Below are 16,100 nucleotides of genomic sequence, written 5' to 3'. Positions count from 1 at the left end.
CGCATCCCCCGCGGCTCGCGGCGGGGCCACCGCCGGGCGACCCGCTGTGTGCACAATTCCCCCGCTCGGGAACGCGCAGTCCCGGGGCGGCGACCGGAGGAGCAGGAGCGACGATGACCAACCCCCCGCCGGGCGGCGGCCAGCCGGGGCCCTACGGCCCGCCCGGCCCGTACGGGCAGCAGCCGGGCCAGTACGGCGGCTACGGCGCCCCCGCGCCCGGCGGCTACGGCGGTCAGCAGCCCCCTCCCCACGGTCAGCAGCCCCCGGGCCAGTACGGGCCGCCCGGCTACGGCGCCCCGCAGTACGGCCAGCCCGGCTACGGCGCCCCGCAGTACGGCCAGCCCGGCCCGTACGGGCAGCAGCCCTACGGCCAGCCCGGCTACGGGCCGGGGCAGCCGCCGTACGGGTCGGCGCCGCCGAAGAAGTCGCACGCCCGCCTCTACCTCGGCCTGGTCGCGCTGGTCGCGCTGCTGGTCCTGGCCGTGGTCCTCTCCCGGCTCCTCGGCACCGCGGTCCTGGACCGGTCGGCCGTCGAGCGCGACGTCGCCGCGCAGTTCGAGCAGGTCAACGGCGTCGCGCTGGACCTCACCTGCGACGACGAGATGGTCGTCGAGGAGGGCGCCACCTACGAGTGCACCGGCACCACCAGCGACGGCGAGGAGGTCACCCTCCGGCTCGTGGTCACCGAGGAGGCCACCGCCGCCTACACCTGGGAAGAGGTCTAGGGGAGGACGTCGGCCGGCCAGCCCAGCGCGGCGCCCAGCCGCTTGAGCGAGGAGCCGATCCCGTGCGCCTCGGCCAGCCCGGCCAGCGCCGCGGGGTCGGCCGGCCGCCGCGGCAGCGCGTCCTGCACCGGCGGCAGGTCGATGTCCCGGGCGACGGCGACCACGACCGGCGCCGCGTCGAGGTAGGCCGACCCGGCGTGCAGCTTCTTCAGCACCGCGGCGGTCAGGGGCGCCTTGGCGACGACGGTGCGCGCCGCGGCCGCCCGGATCCCGGCCAGGTCGCCGAACTCGCAGATCAGCGCCGCGGCGGTCTTGGCGCCGACGCCGGCCACGCCGGGCAGCCCGTCGCTGGGGTCCCCGCGCAGCACGGCGAAGTCGGCGTAGGCGCGGCCGGGGATGCCGTACTTGGCGGTCACCGCCGCCTCGTCGACGCACTCGATGTCGGCGATGCCCCGCGCGGTGTAGAGCACCCGCACCTGCCGGGCGTCGTCCACCAGCTGGAACAGGTCGCGGTCCCCGGTGACCACGTCGACCGGGCCCTCCGCGCGGGCGGCCAGCGTGCCGATGACGTCGTCGGCCTCGTAGCCGGGCGCCCCGACCCGCGCGATCCCGGCCGCGGCGAGCACCTCCACCAGCACCGGCACCTGCGGGCCCAGCTCGTCGGGCGTCTCCTCGCCGCCGTCCGCGGCCACCCGGTGCGCCTTGTAGGACGGCAGCGCCTCGACCCGGAAGGCCGGCCGCCAGTCGTCGTCCCAGCAGGCCACCAGCCGCTCGGGGGCGTGGGCGGTGACCAGCCGGGCGGTCATGTCCAGGAACCCGCGGACGGCGTTGACCGGGCGCCCGTCCGGGGAGGTCACGCTGGTCGGCACCCCGTAGAAGGCCCGGAAGTAGAGGCTGGCCGCGTCGAGCAGCATGGTCGTCACGACCCGGCACGGTAACTGTCAGGAACGCTCCCGGTGCTCGTGGATAGTCTCCCGACCGTGCCCCCCTCGAACCCGTCCGGGCCGCTGGTGACCGTCGACCGCGTGCACACCGCGCGGGAGGTCGCCGCCGAGCTCGGGATCGACCTGCTGGTGCTGACGCCGGGCTCGGACCTGCGCTACCTGTGCGGGTACCACGCCCACGCGATGGAGCGGCTCACCGCTCTGGTGGTGCCCCGCCGCGCGGAGCCGTTCCTCGTCGTGCCCCGGCTGGAGGCGCCGATGGTCGACGCCGGCCCGGCCGGCGGCCTGGGCCTGGAGGTCCTGGCCTGGGACGAGACCGACGACCCCTTCGCCCTGCTGGCGCGGACGGTCACCGCCCGGCTGGGCGCGGCCCCCGCCCGCGTCGCGGTCGGCGCGCGGACCTGGGCCGAGCACGCCCTGGGCGTGCAGCGGGCGCTGCCCGGCGCGGCGCTGGAGCTGGCCGCCCCGGTCGTCGACCGGCTGCGCATGGTCAAGACGCCGGCGGAGGTCGCCGAGCTGGCCGCGGCCGGCGCCGCGATCGACCGGGTGCACGCGCGGATGGGGGAGTGGCTGCGGGTCGGACGCACCGAGGCGGAGGTCGGCGCCGACATCGCCGCGGCCATCCTCGCCGAGGGGCACGTCGGCGTGGACTTCACCATCGTCGGCTCCGGCCCCAACGGCGCCAGCCCGCACCACGAGCTCTCCGACCGGGTGGTGGCCGACGGCGACCTGGTCGTGGTCGACATCGGCGGGGAGACCGCCACCGGCTACCGGTCGGACTGCACCCGCACCTACGCGGTGGGCCGGGCGCCGGGCGCCGAGGTCGCCGAGTGGTACGGGGTGCTGCAGCAGGCGCAGGCCGCCGCGACCGCCGCCGTCCGCCCGGGGGTGACCGCCGAGCAGGTCGACGCCGCCGCCCGCGACGTCATCGCCGCCGCCGGCTGGGGGGAGCACTTCATCCACCGGACCGGTCACGGCATCGGCCTGGACACCCACGAGGCGCCCTACATCGTGGCCGGCAACGACCTGCCGCTGGTGCCGGGGATGGCGTTCTCGGTGGAGCCGGGCATCTACCTCGCCGGCCGCTGCGGCGCCCGCATCGAGGACATCGTCGTCTGCACCGAGGACGGCGTCACGACGCTCAACGAGGGCCCGCGTGACCTCGTCACCCTCGCCGGCTGACGGCGGCGGCCCCGCCGCCGGCCCGCCCACCCCGTCGGCCGACGTCGACCGGGCGCTGCTGGCCGCCCTCGCCCGGGACGGCCGGGCCAGCTACACCGAGCTGGCCGAACGGGTCGGGCTGTCGGTCTCGGCGGTGCACCAGCGGGTGCGCCGGCTGGAGCAGCGCGGGCTGATCACCGGCTACCACGCCAAGATCGACGCCCGGTCGCTGGGGCTGGGGCTGACCGCGTTCGTCTCGATCACGCCGATCGACGTCGCGCAGCCCGACGACGCGCCGTCCCGGCTGGCCCACCTGACCGAGATCGAGGCCTGCCACTCGGTGGCCGGGGTGGAGAGCTACATCCTCAAGGTGCGGGTGCCCTCGCCCGACGCGCTGGAGGTGCTGCTGCACAAGATCCGGCTGGCGGCGAACGTGACCACGCGCACCACGGTGGTGCTGTCCACGTTCTACGAGGACCGCCCGCCGCTGTAGGGCCCGCGCGTCACTGGACACGGCTTCGAACGCGTGTTCGGATGGGGGTCATGCGGTGGGACGCCCAGCGGCTGGATGCCCCGGAGGTGGGCGCGCTGCCCGGGATGCCCACGACGCGGGGCCTGCTGCGCAGCGTGCAGGTGCCGGAGTTCCCGGGCGTGACCTTCCACGAGGTGCGCAGCAAGAGCGCCCTCAACCAGGTGCCCGGCCCCTCGGCCATGCCGTTCCGCTGGACGATCAACCCCTACCGCGGCTGCACGCACGCCTGCGTGTACTGCGTGGCCGGCGACACGCTCGTCCTGCTGGCCGACGGCGGGCAGGCGCCGATCGCCGACCTGCGCGTGGGGGACCGGATCGTCGGGACCGAGCTGCGCGACGGCGTCCGGCGCTTCGTGACCACGGAGGTCCTGGCGCACTGGCCGACGGTGGAGCCGGCCTCCCGGGTGCGGCTGGCTGACGGGACCGAGCTGGTCGCCAGCGGTGACCACCGCTTCCTCACCGGCCGCGGCTGGCGGCACGTCACCGCCGGCGGGGAACGGCGCCCGGCGCTCACCACCGAGGACGTCCTGCAGGGCCCCGGCCGCGCCCTCGACCTCATCGGCTCCGCGACCGGGCGCGCCGGCGCCCGGGACCTGCCCACGTCCCACCTCGTCGGCACGGCGGTCGTGGGGGGCCCGGAGCTGCGGGTGACGGCGGTCGAGGACCTCGGGCGGGAGATGCCGATGGTCGACATCACCACCGGCACCGGGGACTTCGTGGCCAACGGGGTGGTCAGCCACAACTGCTTCGCCCGCGGGACCCACCAGTGGCTGGAGCTGGACACCGGGACCGACTTCGACACGCAGGTGGTGGTGAAGACCAACCTGGTCGACGTGCTGCGCCGCGAGCTGGGCCGCGCCTCGTGGCGGCGGGAGCACGTGGCGCTGGGCACCAACACCGACCCCTACCAGCGGGCCGAGGGGCGCTACCGGCTCATGCCCGGGGTGATCGCGGCGCTGGCCGGCTCCGGCACGCCGTTCTCCATCCTGACGAAGGGCACGCTGCTGCGGCGGGACCTGCCGCAGCTGGCCGCCGCGGCCCGCGACGTGCCGATCGGCCTGGGCGTGTCGATGGCCATCTGGGACGACGCGCTGCACGCCTCGCTGGAGCCGGGGGCGCCCAGCCCGCGGGCGCGGCTGGAGCTGGTCCGGGCGATCGCCGACACCGGCCTGTCCTGCGGGGTCTTCCTCGCGCCGGTGCTGCCGGGGCTGACCGACCGGCTGGCCGACCTCGACGCGGCGCTGCGGGCGATCGCCGAGGCCGGCGCCAGCGGGGTCACCGTCGTCCCGCTGCACCTGCGCCCGGGGGCGCGCGAGTGGTTCTCCGCCTGGCTGGCCCGCGAGCACCCCCAGCTGGTGCCGCGCTACCAGCAGCTCTACCGGCGCGGGGCCGCGGTCGACCCGGAGTACCGGCGCTGGCTGGCCGGCCGGGTGGCGCCGCTGCTGGCGCGCTACGGCCTGGACCGGCAGGCCGGGGGAGCGGCCCGCGGGGTGGACGGCGCGCCGGGCGGGGTCCCCGGGGACGCCGACAGCGACTTCCCGGCCGGCAGCCTGCCCGGCGCCGTCCCGCCGCGGCCGGCCGCGGCGGCCCCGGCCGCGGAGCAGCTGGCGCTGATCTGAGCGCCGGTCAGCCGGCCAGCCGGGCGGCCCGGGAGACGCTGCGCAGCGCGCGGACCGCGCCGCGGGGGCTCACCGGGGCGGCGCCGGCGGCCAGCGCCAGCCGCCGGTAGGAGTCGTAGGACAGCGTCAGGTACGCCGCGGCCAGCTCCTCGGCCCAGGCCCGCCGCGCCGGCGGCGCGGTCAGCCGCAGGGCGTGCCCGGTGCGGACGGCGTGCTTGGCGAAGGTCACCTGCAGCGCCTGGGTCGACAGCTGCCCGCCCACCGCCGAGGCCAGCCCGGGGCCGCGGCGCAACGCGGGCAGCACCCACGGGCTGTCGGCGAGGGCGGGGAAGCGGGAGCGGCAGGCCTCCCAGGCGTGCCAGGCGGTCAGCGCGCCGGGCACCGACCACTCACCGTCCTCGGTGCGCACCAGCAGCCGCCGTGCGGTCGGGTGCACCTGGTCGCGCCGCAGCGCGCGGAACTGCCCGACGGTGGCGGGCCAGTGCAGCGCCAGGGCGCACCAGGCGACCGTGCGCAGGTGCTCCGGGTCGTCGCTGCGGATCTCGCGGAGCGGCCGCAACTCCAGGGTCGGGGGCTCGGGCTCGGGGGTGGGCACCGAGGGCAGCGCGATGCCGCCGTAGCGGGCGACCTTGCTGTAGAGGGCCACCGTCGCGGGCTTCCAGCCCCGGGCCGCGGCGATCGGGTCCAGCCCGTCCTCGGCCAGCTGGTCGGGCCCCAGGCCCAGCTCGAGCGCGGCCTCGGCCAGCCGGCGCCACTGCACCTCGTAGCCCTCCGGCGGCCGGATCCGGCGCCAGGCCCGGACCGGGGGAGGGGCCGGCATCTGCGGCAGCGCGGGCTGCCAAGCACCCGTCATGATCGAACTCTACCGTTATCCCCAACGAAAACGCGACACTATTTCGTGGGCTCTTGCCGACTCCGGGTGCCGGCGCCTGCGGCGCCGGAGCAGTGATCGCGCGAGGTCGGGCCGGGAGTGCCCCACGGGGTGGAGCACCCGCAGGGGTGCTCATCTCTCAGGATGTGTCTTGGGCATAACGGGGATGGATCCGCCGGCTCGTCGCTCTCGGCACGCGCTCCCGGCCGCCGGTGGTGATCATGTGCGGGTGCGCACCGTGGGCGTGGAGGAAGAGCTGCTCGTCGTCGACCCCGGCGGCCGGCCCGTGCCGCTGGGTCCCGCCGCGCTCGAGATCGCCGCCCGGCGGGGCGAGGGCGAGACCGTCGCCGAGCACGACCGGGCCGACCGGGACCTCGAGGACCGGCGGCCCCGCGATGATGCCCGATCCGACGCCGGGGACGACGGCGACCCGCGGGGACAGCTCGTGCCCGAGCTCAAGGCCCAGCAGCTGGAGTTCGCCACGCGGGTGTGCACCGGGCTGGCCGACGTCTCCGCGGACCTGCGCCACTGGCGTCGCCGGGCCGACGCCGCCGCGCGGGGGGTGGGCGCGCGCGTGGCGGCCCTGGCCAGCTCCCCGGTCGACGTCGAGCCGGTGACCACGCCGGGGCAGCGCTACGCGGCGATGACCGACACCTTCGGGCTGACCGCCGTCGAGCTGCTCAGCTGCGGCTGCCACGTGCACGTCGCGGTGGACGGCGACGAGGAGGGCGTCGCCGTCCTCAACCGGATCCGCGGCTGGCTGCCCGTGCTCACCGCGATGAGCGCCAACTCGCCGTTCTGGCTGGGCCGGGACAGCGGCCACGCCAGCTTCCGCTCGCAGGCCTGGAACCGCTGGCCCTCCTCGGGACCCACCGAGCTGTTCGCCGACGCCGGCGCCTACCACCGGCTGATCGAGGAGCTGGTCGCGACCGGCACCATCGTCGACACCGGGATGGTCTACTTCGACGCCCGCCTGTCCGAGCGGTGGCCGACGGTCGAGGTGCGCGTCGCCGACGTCCCGCTCCGGGCCGAGGACACCGTCACCCTGGCCGGCCTGGTCCGCGGCCTGGTGGAGACCGCCGCCCGGGAGTGGCGCGCCGGTGTGCCCGCGCCCGCCGTCCGCAGCGAGCTGATCCGCGTCGCCGCCTGGCGGGCCGGCCGCTCCGGGCTGGCCGGGGACCTCGTGCACCCGGTCACCGGCCGCCCCGCGCCGGCCGCCGACGTCGTCGGGGCCCTGGTCGACCACGTCCGGCCCGCCCTCACCGACGCCGGCGACGCCGACCGGGTGGAGGCCGGCGTCGCCGCCCTCCTGTCCCGGGGCACCGGGGCGGACCTGCAGCGCCGGGTGCACCGGGAGACCGGCGACCTCGCCGCCGTCGTGCGCGCCGCGGTGGAGGTCACCCAGGACTGAGCCGGGCACCGGCGCGGCCCCCGGGAACCGCCCGTTATCGTCCCGCCATGGACACCGCCCGCTGGCGTGACGTCGTCCGCCGGGACCTGCTCGGGCCGCACCCCGGCCGGCGGGACCGCGCCTACCGGTGGGTCATCCGGCTGGTCCTGCTCGTCTTCCGGCTGCTGCGCTTCCGGTTCACCGTGCGCGGCTCCCAGCACGTGCCGACCAGCGGCGGCGCGATCGTCTGCAGCAACCACGTCAGCTTCCTGGACTTCACCTTCCTCGGGCTGGCCGCGCTGCCGCAGCGGCGGCTGGTGCGGTTCATGGCCAAGGAGTCGGTGTTCGCCTCCCGGCTCTCCGGGCCGTTCATGCGGGCCATGCACCACATCCCGGTCGACCGCCGGGCCGGCACGGCCGCCTTCGAGTCCGCCGTGCGCGCGCTCAAGGACGGCGAGGTCGTCGGGATCTTCCCCGAGGCGACGATCAGCAGCAGCTTCGTGGTCAAGGACCTCAAGGCCGGCGCGGCCCGCATGGCGATCGACGCCGGCGTGCCGGTCATCCCGGCGGCGGTCTGGGGGGGCCAGCGGATCGCCACCAAGCACCACCCCGTCGACCTCAGGCGGGACGTCGCGATCACCGTCGTCCTCGGCGAGCCGCTGGTCCCGCAGCCGGGGGAGAAGACCCAGCAGCTGCTCCGCCGGATCCGGGCGGCCATGGAGGAGCTGGTCGACGAGGCGCAGCGGACCTATCCCCAGCAGCCGGCCGGGCCCGACGACCGCTGGTGGCTGCCGGCGCACCTGGGCGGCACCGCGCCGACCCCGGAGGAGGCGGTGGCGCTCGACCACCACGACGTGCGCGGCCTCAAGCCGACGGTGCACCGCCCGCACCCGGTGGCCCGCCTCCGGGCCCGGCTCGCCCGCCGCCGCGCCGCCCGCTGACACGGCCCGGCCCCCTGCAGAGCCTCACCGTGGCCCCGTCCCGGGTCCCGCCCTGAGCGTGCGAAGGGTGGGGAGGACGGGGTCCTCCTTCAGTCGACGACCGGCGGGGCCATCAGCCGGAACACCTCCAGCTCGACGTCGTACCAGCGGCGCATCCGGCCCAGCGGCTGCATGCCCAGCCGCCGGCACACCGCCAGGGACGGCGTGTTGCCCGGCCGCACGACCGCGTAGACCTCCGGCACGCCGGCGGCGAAGGCGTGGTCGATGACCGCCCGCGCGGCCTCGGTGGCGTACCCGTGCCCCCAGCAGTCCGGGTGCAGGTGCCAGCCCACCTCCACCTCGCCGACGCCCTCGGGGAGCGGCTTGAGCAGCACCGTGCCGGCCACCCGCCCGGACGAAGCGACCTCGACCGCCCACACCCCGAACCGCGCGTCGGCGCAGACCGCCGCCCAGCGGGCCACGAGCTCGACCGGCGTGAGGGACGGCGTCCCGCCCAGCCAGCGGGTGACCTCGTCACGGCCGTACAGGTCGGTCAGCCGGGCCAGGTCGTCGCGGCGGGTGGTCCACGGCCGCAGCCGCAGGCGAGGGGTGCACCACTCCCCGCCGTCGCTCACCCGCTCTGCCTACCGCCGGGCACGGGCCCCGGCCACCCGGAGCCGGCCCGTCCCGGGGGTCCTGCCTCAGTCGGTCAGCGAGGCCTGCCGGGAGGCGGCCGCGGCCACGTCGGCGGCCCCGCTCCACCCGTCCGCCCACACCCCGCGGGCCCGCCACCAGGCCCGGCCGCTCTCGGGCAGCGTGGCGATCGGGTCGTAGTAGGTGTAGCGGCGGTCGAGGGCGTCCTCGTCGGCCCGCTCGATGCCGGTGCGGTAGTTCTTCGTCCAGTAGCTGATCCCGCGCTCGCGGTCGTACTCGGCGACCTGGTGCACCCAGCGCTTGCCGACGTAGGGGACGTCGCAGACGATCCGCGGCGTCGCGAAGCCGGGCAGGTAGCCCATGATGTCGTGCTGCAGGACCTGCGCCTCGGCCAGCGACACCCGCCAGTGCTCGGCGCTGGGCACCATGTCGCACATGTAGAGGTAGTAGGGCGTGATGCCGGCGCCGTCGAGCAGCGCGAAGCACAGGTCCAGCAGGGCCGGCGCGGTGGCGTTCACCCCGCGCAGCAGCACGCCCTGGTTGCGCACGTCGCGCACCCCCGCCGCGAGCATCGCCCGGGCCGCCTCGGCCACCAGCGGCGTCACCTGCTGCGCGGCGTTGACGTGGGTGTGCACGGCCAGCGCCACGCCGCGGTCCCGCGCCGTGCGGGCCAGCCGGGTCATGCCCGCGACGACGTCGTCCTGCAGCCAGTGCTGCGGCAGCCCCATCAGCGCCTTGGACGCCAGCCGGATGTCGCGCACCGACTCGATCTCCAGCAGGCCGGAGACGAACGCCTTGAGGGTCCGGAACGGCAGGTTGGCCACGTCCCCGCCGGAGACGACGACGTCGCGCACGCCGGGGGTGGCCCGCAGGTACTCCAGCATGGCGGCGTGCCGGTCGACCGGCTTGCGGGCGAACCGCAGCTTGGCGACGGCGGGGGTGGAGTTGCCCACCAGGTCCATCCGGGTGCAGTGGCCGCAGTACTGCGGGCAGGTCGGCAGCAGCTCGGCGAGCACCTTGGTCGGATAGCGGTGGGTGAGCCCCTCGACGGCCCACATCTCGTGCTCGTGCAGCGAGTCGCGGGCCGCGTACGGGTGGCTGGCCGCGGCCCCGGGCAGCCGGTCGGAGGCGACCGGCAGCATGTAGCGGCGCACCGGGTCCGCGCGCAGCGCCGCGGCGTCCGGCACCGCGTCGGGGACCATCGTGTTGAGCATCTGCGGCGGCAGCAGCAGCGACATCGTCGCCCGGCCGGCCTGGTCGGCCTCGACGTCGGCGTAGAAGGCGTCGTCGAGCAGGTCGCCGTAGACGCCGTACAGCTGACGGACGTTCTTCACGCAGTGCGCCCGCTGCCACTGGGCGCTGCGCCACTCGGTCTCGGAGACCCCGGCGAAGCCCGGCAGGCGACGCCAGTCTGGCTCGGTGAGCTCCCGGGCGGTGTACTCGTACGGCTGCTCCAGCACGGCCGGTGCCTCGCTTTCTCCGCTGTCCGAGGGACTGTACGGGAAGAACTTCGGTCTGCGGCACGGTTCGCGCTAGGTTCTCCGGCGATGGAGGCGTACATGGCGACAGACGTGGCCCGCGCACTCGGGGTCCACCGGGTGCTGGCGCCGCCCGGCGTGCTGCCGCAGGCCGCCGACCGCCTGGACCCCGACCCGGCGATCGGCCCCGACGAGGTGCGCGTGGCGGTGCAGCGGCTGAACCTCGACGCGGCGTCGTTCCGGCAGCTGTCGGAGGCCTGCGGCGGGGACGGCGCGGCGGTCCGGGCGGCCGTCGTGGAGATCGCCGCCACCCGCGGGAAGGTGCAGAACCCGGTCACCGGCTCCGGCGGGATGCTGCTCGGCGTCGTCGACGCGGTGGGGGAGGCCTCCCCCTTGGGCCTGCGCGTGGGGGACCGGGTGGCCACGCTGGTCTCGCTGACCCTCACCCCGCTGCGGATCACCGACGGCCTGGCCGGCTGGGACGGGCGCTCCGAGCAGGTCCCGGCCGCCGGGACGGCGATCCTGTTCGCCCGCTCCATCGCCGCCGTCCTGCCCGACGACCTGCCCGACGCGGTGTCCCTCGCGCTGCTCGACGTGTGCGGGGCCCCGGCGGCCACCGCCCGGGTGGTCGAGCGGACGGGCGCGCGGTCGGTCGTCGTCCTCGGAGCAGCGGGCAAGTCCGGCTGCCTCAGCCTGGCCGCCGCCCGGGCCGCGGGCGCCACCGAGCTGACCGGCCTGGTCCGCGACGAGCGCGAGGCCGCGGCGCTGTCCGCGACCGGCCTGGCCGGCCGGGTCGTCGTCGCCGACGCCACCGACCCGCTCGCGGTCGCCGCGGCCGTCGGCACCCCGGCCGAGGTCGCCGTCGTCTGCGTCGACGCGCCGGGCGCCGAGCACGGGGCGGTCCTCGCGACGGCCGACGGCGGCACCGTGGTCTTCTTCTCCATGGCGACGTCCTTCGCGCGGGCGGCGCTCGGAGCGGAGGGGATGGCGGCAGACGTGACCATGCTGATCGGGAACGGCTACACGCCGGGGCACGCCGCCCTGGCCCTGGACCTCTACCGGACCACCCCGGGCGTGCGGGCCCTGATCGACCCCCGGGTGAGCGCATGAGCCTGCTCGTCACCGACGTGACCGTCGGCGACCGGCCCGGCCGGGCGGTGCGCGTGGAGGACGGCCGGATCGCCTGGCTCGGCGACGCCGCCGACGCCGCGCCCGCCGACCGGGTGCTGCCGGGGGAGGGGGCGCTGCTCACCCCGGCGTTCGTCGACGCGCACGTGCACGCCACGGCGACCGGACTGGCGCTCACCGGGCTCGACCTCCACTCGAGCGTGAGCCTGCAGGCGGCCGTGTCGTCGGTCGGCGAGCACGCGGCCACCGCCGCGGACGGGATCCTGCTGGGCACCGGGTGGGACGAGACCACCTGGCCGGAGGGCCGCGGGCTCACCCGGCACGACCTCGACGCCGTCGTCGGCGACCGGCCGGCCTACCTGGCGCGGGTCGACGTCCACTCGGCCACGGTCTCCACCGCGCTGCTGGACCGGGTGCCGGGGATCGCGCAGCTGCCCGGGTTCGCCCCCGACGGGCGGCTGCGGCTGGACGCCCACCACGCCGCGCGGCAGGCCGCCTACGGCGCGGTGGACGCCGGCCAGCGCCGGGCCGCGCAGCGCGCCACGCTCGCCGCCGCGGCCGCCCTGGGCATCGGCAGCCTGCACGAGATGGCCGGCCCCGAGGTGTCCGGCGCCGACGACCTCGCCGGGCTCCTCGCGCTGGCCGGCGAGACCCCGGGCCCGCGGGTGCTGGGCTACTGGGGCGAGCTCGCCGAGCGCGGCGGCCTGGCCGTCGTCGCCGAGCTGGACCTGGCCGGTGCCGGGGGAGACCTCTTCTGCGACGGCGCCTTCGGCTCGCACACCGCCGCGCTGAGCGCGCCGTACGCCGACGCGCCCGGCACCGCGGGGGCGCTGCGCTTCGCGACCGCGTCGCTGGTCGACCACGTGCGCGCCTGCACCCTCGCCGGGGTGCAGGCCGGCTTCCACTGCATCGGGGACGCCGCGGTCGCGCAGGTGCTCACCGCGGTCGGCGCGGTCGTCGAGGAGCTGGGCCGGGCCGCCGTGCGCGCCTGCCGCCACCGGCTCGAGCACGTGGAGATGGCCGACCCGGCGGCGGTCGAGCGGATGCGCGACTGGGGCATGGTCGCCAGCGTCCAGCCCGCCTTCGACGCGGCCTGGGGCGGTCCGTCCGGCATGTACGCCGAGCGGCTCGGGGCGGAGCGGGCGCGGAACTGCAACCCGTTCGCCGACCTGTCCGACGCCGGGGTCGCGCTGGCGATCGGCAGCGACGCGCCGGTCACCCCGCTGGACCCGTGGGGCGGGGTGCACGCGGCGGTCGACCACCGCACGCCGACCTCGGGCCTGCGGCCGTTCGACGCCTTCGACGCGGCCACCCACGGCGGCTGGCACGCCGCCCGCGCCGAGCACCCCGCGGGCCCGCTGGCCGTCGGCGCGCCCGCGGACCTGGCGCTGTGGGAGACGGCGCAGACCCTCTCCGCCGTCCTCGCCGAGCGGGCCCGCCCGGCCTGCCGCGCCCTGCTGGTCGACGGCGAACCGATCGGAGCGACGCCATGACCGAGGAACGCGACGGTTTCCGCGGAAACCGCCGGTCCGGAGACGCCGGTCCTCCCGGGGACCGGCGGAGGGGACCGGTGCTGGAGCTGGACCCGGTGCTGGTGGCGCGGGCACGGGAGCTCGCCGTCCGGGCGGCGCAGCCCGTCGTGGACCTCGCCCGGCGGCACACCACCGTCTCCGTCGAGCGGGCGGTGCTGCGGCTGGCCGGGCTCACCGGCACCGACCCGGTCACCGGCAACGGGGCGGGGACCGACCGGGTGCCGTGGGTGAACCGGGTGGTGGACGCCGTCCGGGAGCAGGTGGGCCTGGAGTCCGGCGTCGCGCTGCCGGTGTGGCACGCGCTCGCCTCGGGCGGGTCCCTGCAGGAGCTCGCCGAGGACGTCGGCGCCGGCACCGCCCGGTTCGAGATCCCGACGGGAACGGACGCCGAGCGGGCGCGGGAGGCCGCCCGGGCCGCGGTGGGCGCCGGCATCGCCCGGATCGACGCCAACCGTGCCCGCCGCGAGGAGCTCGTCGCCCGGCTGGGCGACCCGCCGCGGCGGCCGTGGATCTACCTGATCGTGGCCACCGGCGACGTCCACGAGGACATCCCGCAGGCGCAGGCCGCCGCCCGGGCCGGCGCCGACGTCATCGCGGTCATCCGCTCCACCGGGCAGTCGCTGCTGGACTACGTGCCCGAGGGCGCCACCCGCACCGGCTACGCCGGCACCTACGCCACCCAGGAGAACTTCCGGCTCATGCGGGCCGCGCTGGACGACGTCGGCGCGGAGCTGGGCCGCTACGTCCGGCTCACCAACTACGCGTCCGGCCTGTGCATGCCCGAGATCGCCGTCCTGGCCGGGCTGGAGCGGCTGGACATGATGCTCAACGACGCGATGTACGGGATCCTCTTCCGCGACATCAACCCGCAGCGCACCTTCGTCGACCAGCGGTTCAGCCGGATGGTCCACGCCCGCGCCGGGATCGTCATCAACACCGGCGAGGACAACTACCTCACCACCGCCGACGCCGTCGACGAGGCGCACACCGTCACCGTCAGCCAGCTGCTCAACGAGACCCTGGCCAAGGAGGCCGGCCTCGAGGACTGGCAGCTGGGGCTCGGGCACGCCTTCGAGATCGACCCGGACCGGCGGGAGTCGTTCCGGCTGGAGCTGGCGCACGCGATGCTCGCCCGGGCGCTGTTCCCCGACGCACCGCTGAAGTGGATGCCGCCGACCAAGCACATGACCGGCGACGTCTTCCGCGGCTACCTGCTCGACGGGTTCTTCAACCTGGCCGGCGCGCTCACCGGCCAGGGCATCCTGCTGGTCGGGATGATGACCGAGGCCGTGGTCACCCCGTGGCTGTCCGACCGGGACCTCGCCCTGCGCAACGTGCGCTACGTCCTGGACGCCGCCGGGGGGCTGACCGAGGACTTCGCGCCCCCGAAGGGCGGCTTCATCGACCGCCGCGCGCACACCGTGCTCACCGAGGCGGTGCAGCTGCTGGAGCGGATCGCCGACGAGGGCCTGCTGGAGGCGATCGCCGACGGCACCTTCGGCATCACCAGGCGGCCGCCGGACCGGGGCAAGGGCCTCGACGGCGTCGTCCGCCTCGGCCCCGAGGCGTACAACCCGGCGCTGGAGCTGCTCGAGCGGGAGGTGACCCGTGCCTGACGAGGTGACCGTGGTCCGCCCGTACGGGGACACCACCGGCGACGGGATGGTCCAGCTGTCGTTCACCCTGCCGGTGCCCCCGGGCCCGCGGGCCGACGGCGCCGCCCTGCAGCTGGCGAACAAGATGGGCATCGACCCGGCGATGGTCGTGCACAGCCACGGGATGGGGGAGGGGTTCACCTTCTTCGTCGTCTACGGCAGCGTGCGGCACCTCGTCGACCTCGACGCGGTGGCCGTGGAGGAGCGGGCCTACCCGCTGCTCTCCCCGGCCGAGGTGAACGCGGCGATCCGCACCGGGTTGCGCCGCAAGCTGGTCGTGCTGGGCGCGTGCATCGGCACGGATGCGCACACCGTCGGCATCGACGCGATCCTCAACCTCAAGGGCTTCGCGGGGGAGAAGGGCCTGGAGTACTACCGGGAGCTGGAGGTGGCCAACCTCGGCGCGCAGGTGAGCGTGCCGGAGCTGGTCGCGCGGGCGCGGGCGGCGCGGGCCGACGCCGTCCTGGTCTCCCAGGTGGTCACCCAGCGCGACGCCCACCTGCGCAACACCCGCGAGCTGGCCGCCGCCTTCCGCGAGGCGATGGGGGAGGACCGCCCGCTGCTGGTCGTCGGCGGCCCGCGCTTCGACCCGGCGATGGCCGGCGACCTCGGCGTCGACAAGGTCTTCGGCCGGGGGACGACGCCCGGTGAGGTCGCCAGCTACCTCGTGTCCGCCCTCGTCCCGACCGGAGCCGCCGCATGACCGAGCCCGACCCCCGCCTGGGGCTGACCGTCACCCACCGCCGGTACGTGCCCTCCAGCCACGCCCACTACGGCGGGAACCTGGTGGACGGCGCCTACACGCTCGGCCTGTTCGGCGACGTCGCCACCGAGGTCGCGATCGTGCTCGACGGCGACGAGGGGCTGCTGGCCGGGTACTCGGACGTGCGCTTCCTCGCCCCGGTGCAGGCCGGGGACGTGCTGGAGGCGACCGCCGAGGTGGTCCGGATCGGCCGGCGCAGCCGCGAGCTGCGCTGCACCGCGCGCGTGGTGGCCCGCGCGCAGCCGGAGCGGGGCCCCTCGGCGGCCGCCGTGCTGGACCCGCCAGTGACTGTCGTGGAGGCCACCGCCGCCCTCGTCGTCCCCGGTCCGGCCTGACCCCGCGGGGCTGTCCAGGCGCCACGCCGTAACGAACAGGTCACAGTTCGTCACGAGCCCCTCCAGAGGCGGGCGCGCCTGTCGGCGCACTTCTTACAGTGCCTGCAGTTCCACTCCGGGAGCACCGGCACGTGCCTCCCCGGACCAGTCGTGCGGGCCCTCAGGCCGCGCGGACGGCGCCCGCCGTCCGCAGCCCGGGTCGTGAGCGCCGGCGGCTGGCCGGGGGAGCGCGGTCCGGGCACCCGGCGGGGCCCGTCCGGGTCCGCACCACCAGACAACGGCCGCCCGATCGCCGCCAGCGACCGGCCGGCCGGCCCGAAGGTGCGACCACCCGAGCGCGGGAGCCGCCGGCGCCGACCGGAGTCCCGGCGCGGACGACGCACCCCGACCTCG

At 76.5% G+C, this 16,100-nt stretch carries 15 protein-coding genes; 11 read left to right on the top strand and 4 right to left on the bottom strand.

The annotated features are described in order from the left end of the window. The first annotated feature begins 113 nt into the window (after positions 1–113). On the top strand, positions 114–725 hold the full coding sequence (locus tag ACI789_RS12605; protein WP_457009447.1) for a DUF4333 domain-containing protein: 612 nt from the start codon (positions 114–116) through the stop codon (positions 723–725). Here the strand turns inward: ACI789_RS12605 and ACI789_RS12600 are convergent. Continuing rightward, entirely contained in the window at positions 722–1,639 is a 918-nt protein-coding gene (locus tag ACI789_RS12600) for a 5'-3' exonuclease (protein WP_457009511.1), read from the bottom strand. The two genes, ACI789_RS12605 and ACI789_RS12600, sit on opposite strands and share 4 nt — an antisense overlap. Positions 1,640–1,705: 66 nt before the next feature. Here ACI789_RS12600 and ACI789_RS12595 point away from each other — a divergent pair, with 66 nt between their 5' ends. Genes ACI789_RS12595 through ACI789_RS12585 form a run of 3 tightly spaced genes read left to right on the top strand, consistent with a single transcriptional unit; the run spans position 1,706 to position 4,981 of the window. Beyond that, the gene (locus ACI789_RS12595; protein ID WP_457009445.1) at positions 1,706–2,851 is read left to right on the top strand and encodes a M24 family metallopeptidase; all 1,146 of its coding nucleotides are present in this window, start codon (positions 1,706–1,708) and stop codon (positions 2,849–2,851) included. Beyond that, complete coding sequence (locus ACI789_RS12590) at positions 2,826–3,323, top strand: Lrp/AsnC family transcriptional regulator (protein ID WP_456918321.1); 498 nt, start codon at positions 2,826–2,828, stop codon at positions 3,321–3,323. Before ACI789_RS12595 ends, ACI789_RS12590 begins: the two co-directional genes overlap by 26 nt. 50 nt (positions 3,324–3,373) lie before the next feature. Beyond that, a complete protein-coding gene (locus tag ACI789_RS12585) occupies positions 3,374–4,981 on the top strand; it encodes an Rv2578c family radical SAM protein (RefSeq protein WP_457009442.1) in 1,608 nt (535 codons plus the stop codon). Between the two features lie 7 nt (positions 4,982–4,988). Here ACI789_RS12585 and ACI789_RS12580 read toward each other — a convergent pair whose 3' ends face one another. Continuing rightward, complete coding sequence (locus ACI789_RS12580; RefSeq protein WP_457009440.1) at positions 4,989–5,834, bottom strand: hypothetical protein; 846 nt, start codon at positions 5,832–5,834, stop codon at positions 4,989–4,991. Positions 5,835–6,081: 247 nt separating this feature from the next. Between ACI789_RS12580 and ACI789_RS12575 the strand changes: the two genes are divergently transcribed. Together ACI789_RS12575 and ACI789_RS12570 are read left to right on the top strand one after the other, a co-directional pair. Next, positions 6,082–7,263, top strand: a complete 1,182-nt coding sequence (locus tag ACI789_RS12575) for a glutamate--cysteine ligase (RefSeq protein WP_457009438.1) — start codon at positions 6,082–6,084, stop codon at positions 7,261–7,263. Between the two features lie 47 nt (positions 7,264–7,310). Next, a complete protein-coding gene (locus ACI789_RS12570; protein ID WP_457009436.1) occupies positions 7,311–8,183 on the top strand; it encodes a lysophospholipid acyltransferase family protein in 873 nt (290 codons plus the stop codon). Positions 8,184–8,272: 89 nt separating this feature from the next. Here ACI789_RS12570 and ACI789_RS12565 read toward each other — a convergent pair whose 3' ends face one another. After that, positions 8,273–8,797 (bottom strand): GNAT family N-acetyltransferase, encoded by a 525-nt coding sequence (locus ACI789_RS12565; RefSeq protein ID WP_457009434.1) that lies wholly within the window; start codon positions 8,795–8,797, stop codon positions 8,273–8,275. 66 nt (positions 8,798–8,863) lie between these two features. After that, the gene (locus tag ACI789_RS12560) at positions 8,864–10,276 is read right to left on the bottom strand and encodes a KamA family radical SAM protein (protein ID WP_457009432.1); all 1,413 of its coding nucleotides are present in this window, start codon (positions 10,274–10,276) and stop codon (positions 8,864–8,866) included. 99 nt (positions 10,277–10,375) lie between these two features. Between ACI789_RS12560 and kdd the strand changes: the two genes are divergently transcribed. From kdd to kal, 5 genes are all read left to right on the top strand, one after another. Further along, entirely contained in the window at positions 10,376–11,404 is a 1,029-nt protein-coding gene (gene kdd, locus ACI789_RS12555) for an L-erythro-3,5-diaminohexanoate dehydrogenase (protein ID WP_457009430.1), read from the top strand. Continuing rightward, on the top strand, positions 11,401–12,915 hold the full coding sequence (locus ACI789_RS12550) for an amidohydrolase (RefSeq protein WP_457009428.1): 1,515 nt from the start codon (positions 11,401–11,403) through the stop codon (positions 12,913–12,915). Before kdd ends, ACI789_RS12550 begins: the two co-directional genes overlap by 4 nt. A gap of 77 nt (positions 12,916–12,992) precedes the next feature. Further along, positions 12,993–14,570 (top strand): lysine 5,6-aminomutase subunit alpha, encoded by a 1,578-nt coding sequence (gene kamD, locus ACI789_RS12545; protein ID WP_457009426.1) that lies wholly within the window; start codon positions 12,993–12,995, stop codon positions 14,568–14,570. Continuing rightward, on the top strand, positions 14,563–15,312 hold the full coding sequence (gene kamE, locus ACI789_RS12540; RefSeq protein WP_457009424.1) for a lysine 5,6-aminomutase subunit beta: 750 nt from the start codon (positions 14,563–14,565) through the stop codon (positions 15,310–15,312). The genes kamD and kamE overlap by 8 nt, the downstream gene beginning before the upstream one ends. Further along, a complete protein-coding gene (gene kal / locus ACI789_RS12535; RefSeq protein WP_457009422.1) occupies positions 15,309–15,707 on the top strand; it encodes a 3-aminobutyryl-CoA ammonia lyase in 399 nt (132 codons plus the stop codon). The genes kamE and kal overlap by 4 nt, the downstream gene beginning before the upstream one ends. The last annotated feature ends 393 nt before the right edge of the window (positions 15,708–16,100 follow it).

It is taken from the genome of Geodermatophilus sp. SYSU D00965 (assembly GCF_054050075.1).
The sequence above is the reverse complement of the archived record's forward strand: the minus strand, read 5'-3'. Positions and strand labels throughout refer to the sequence as shown.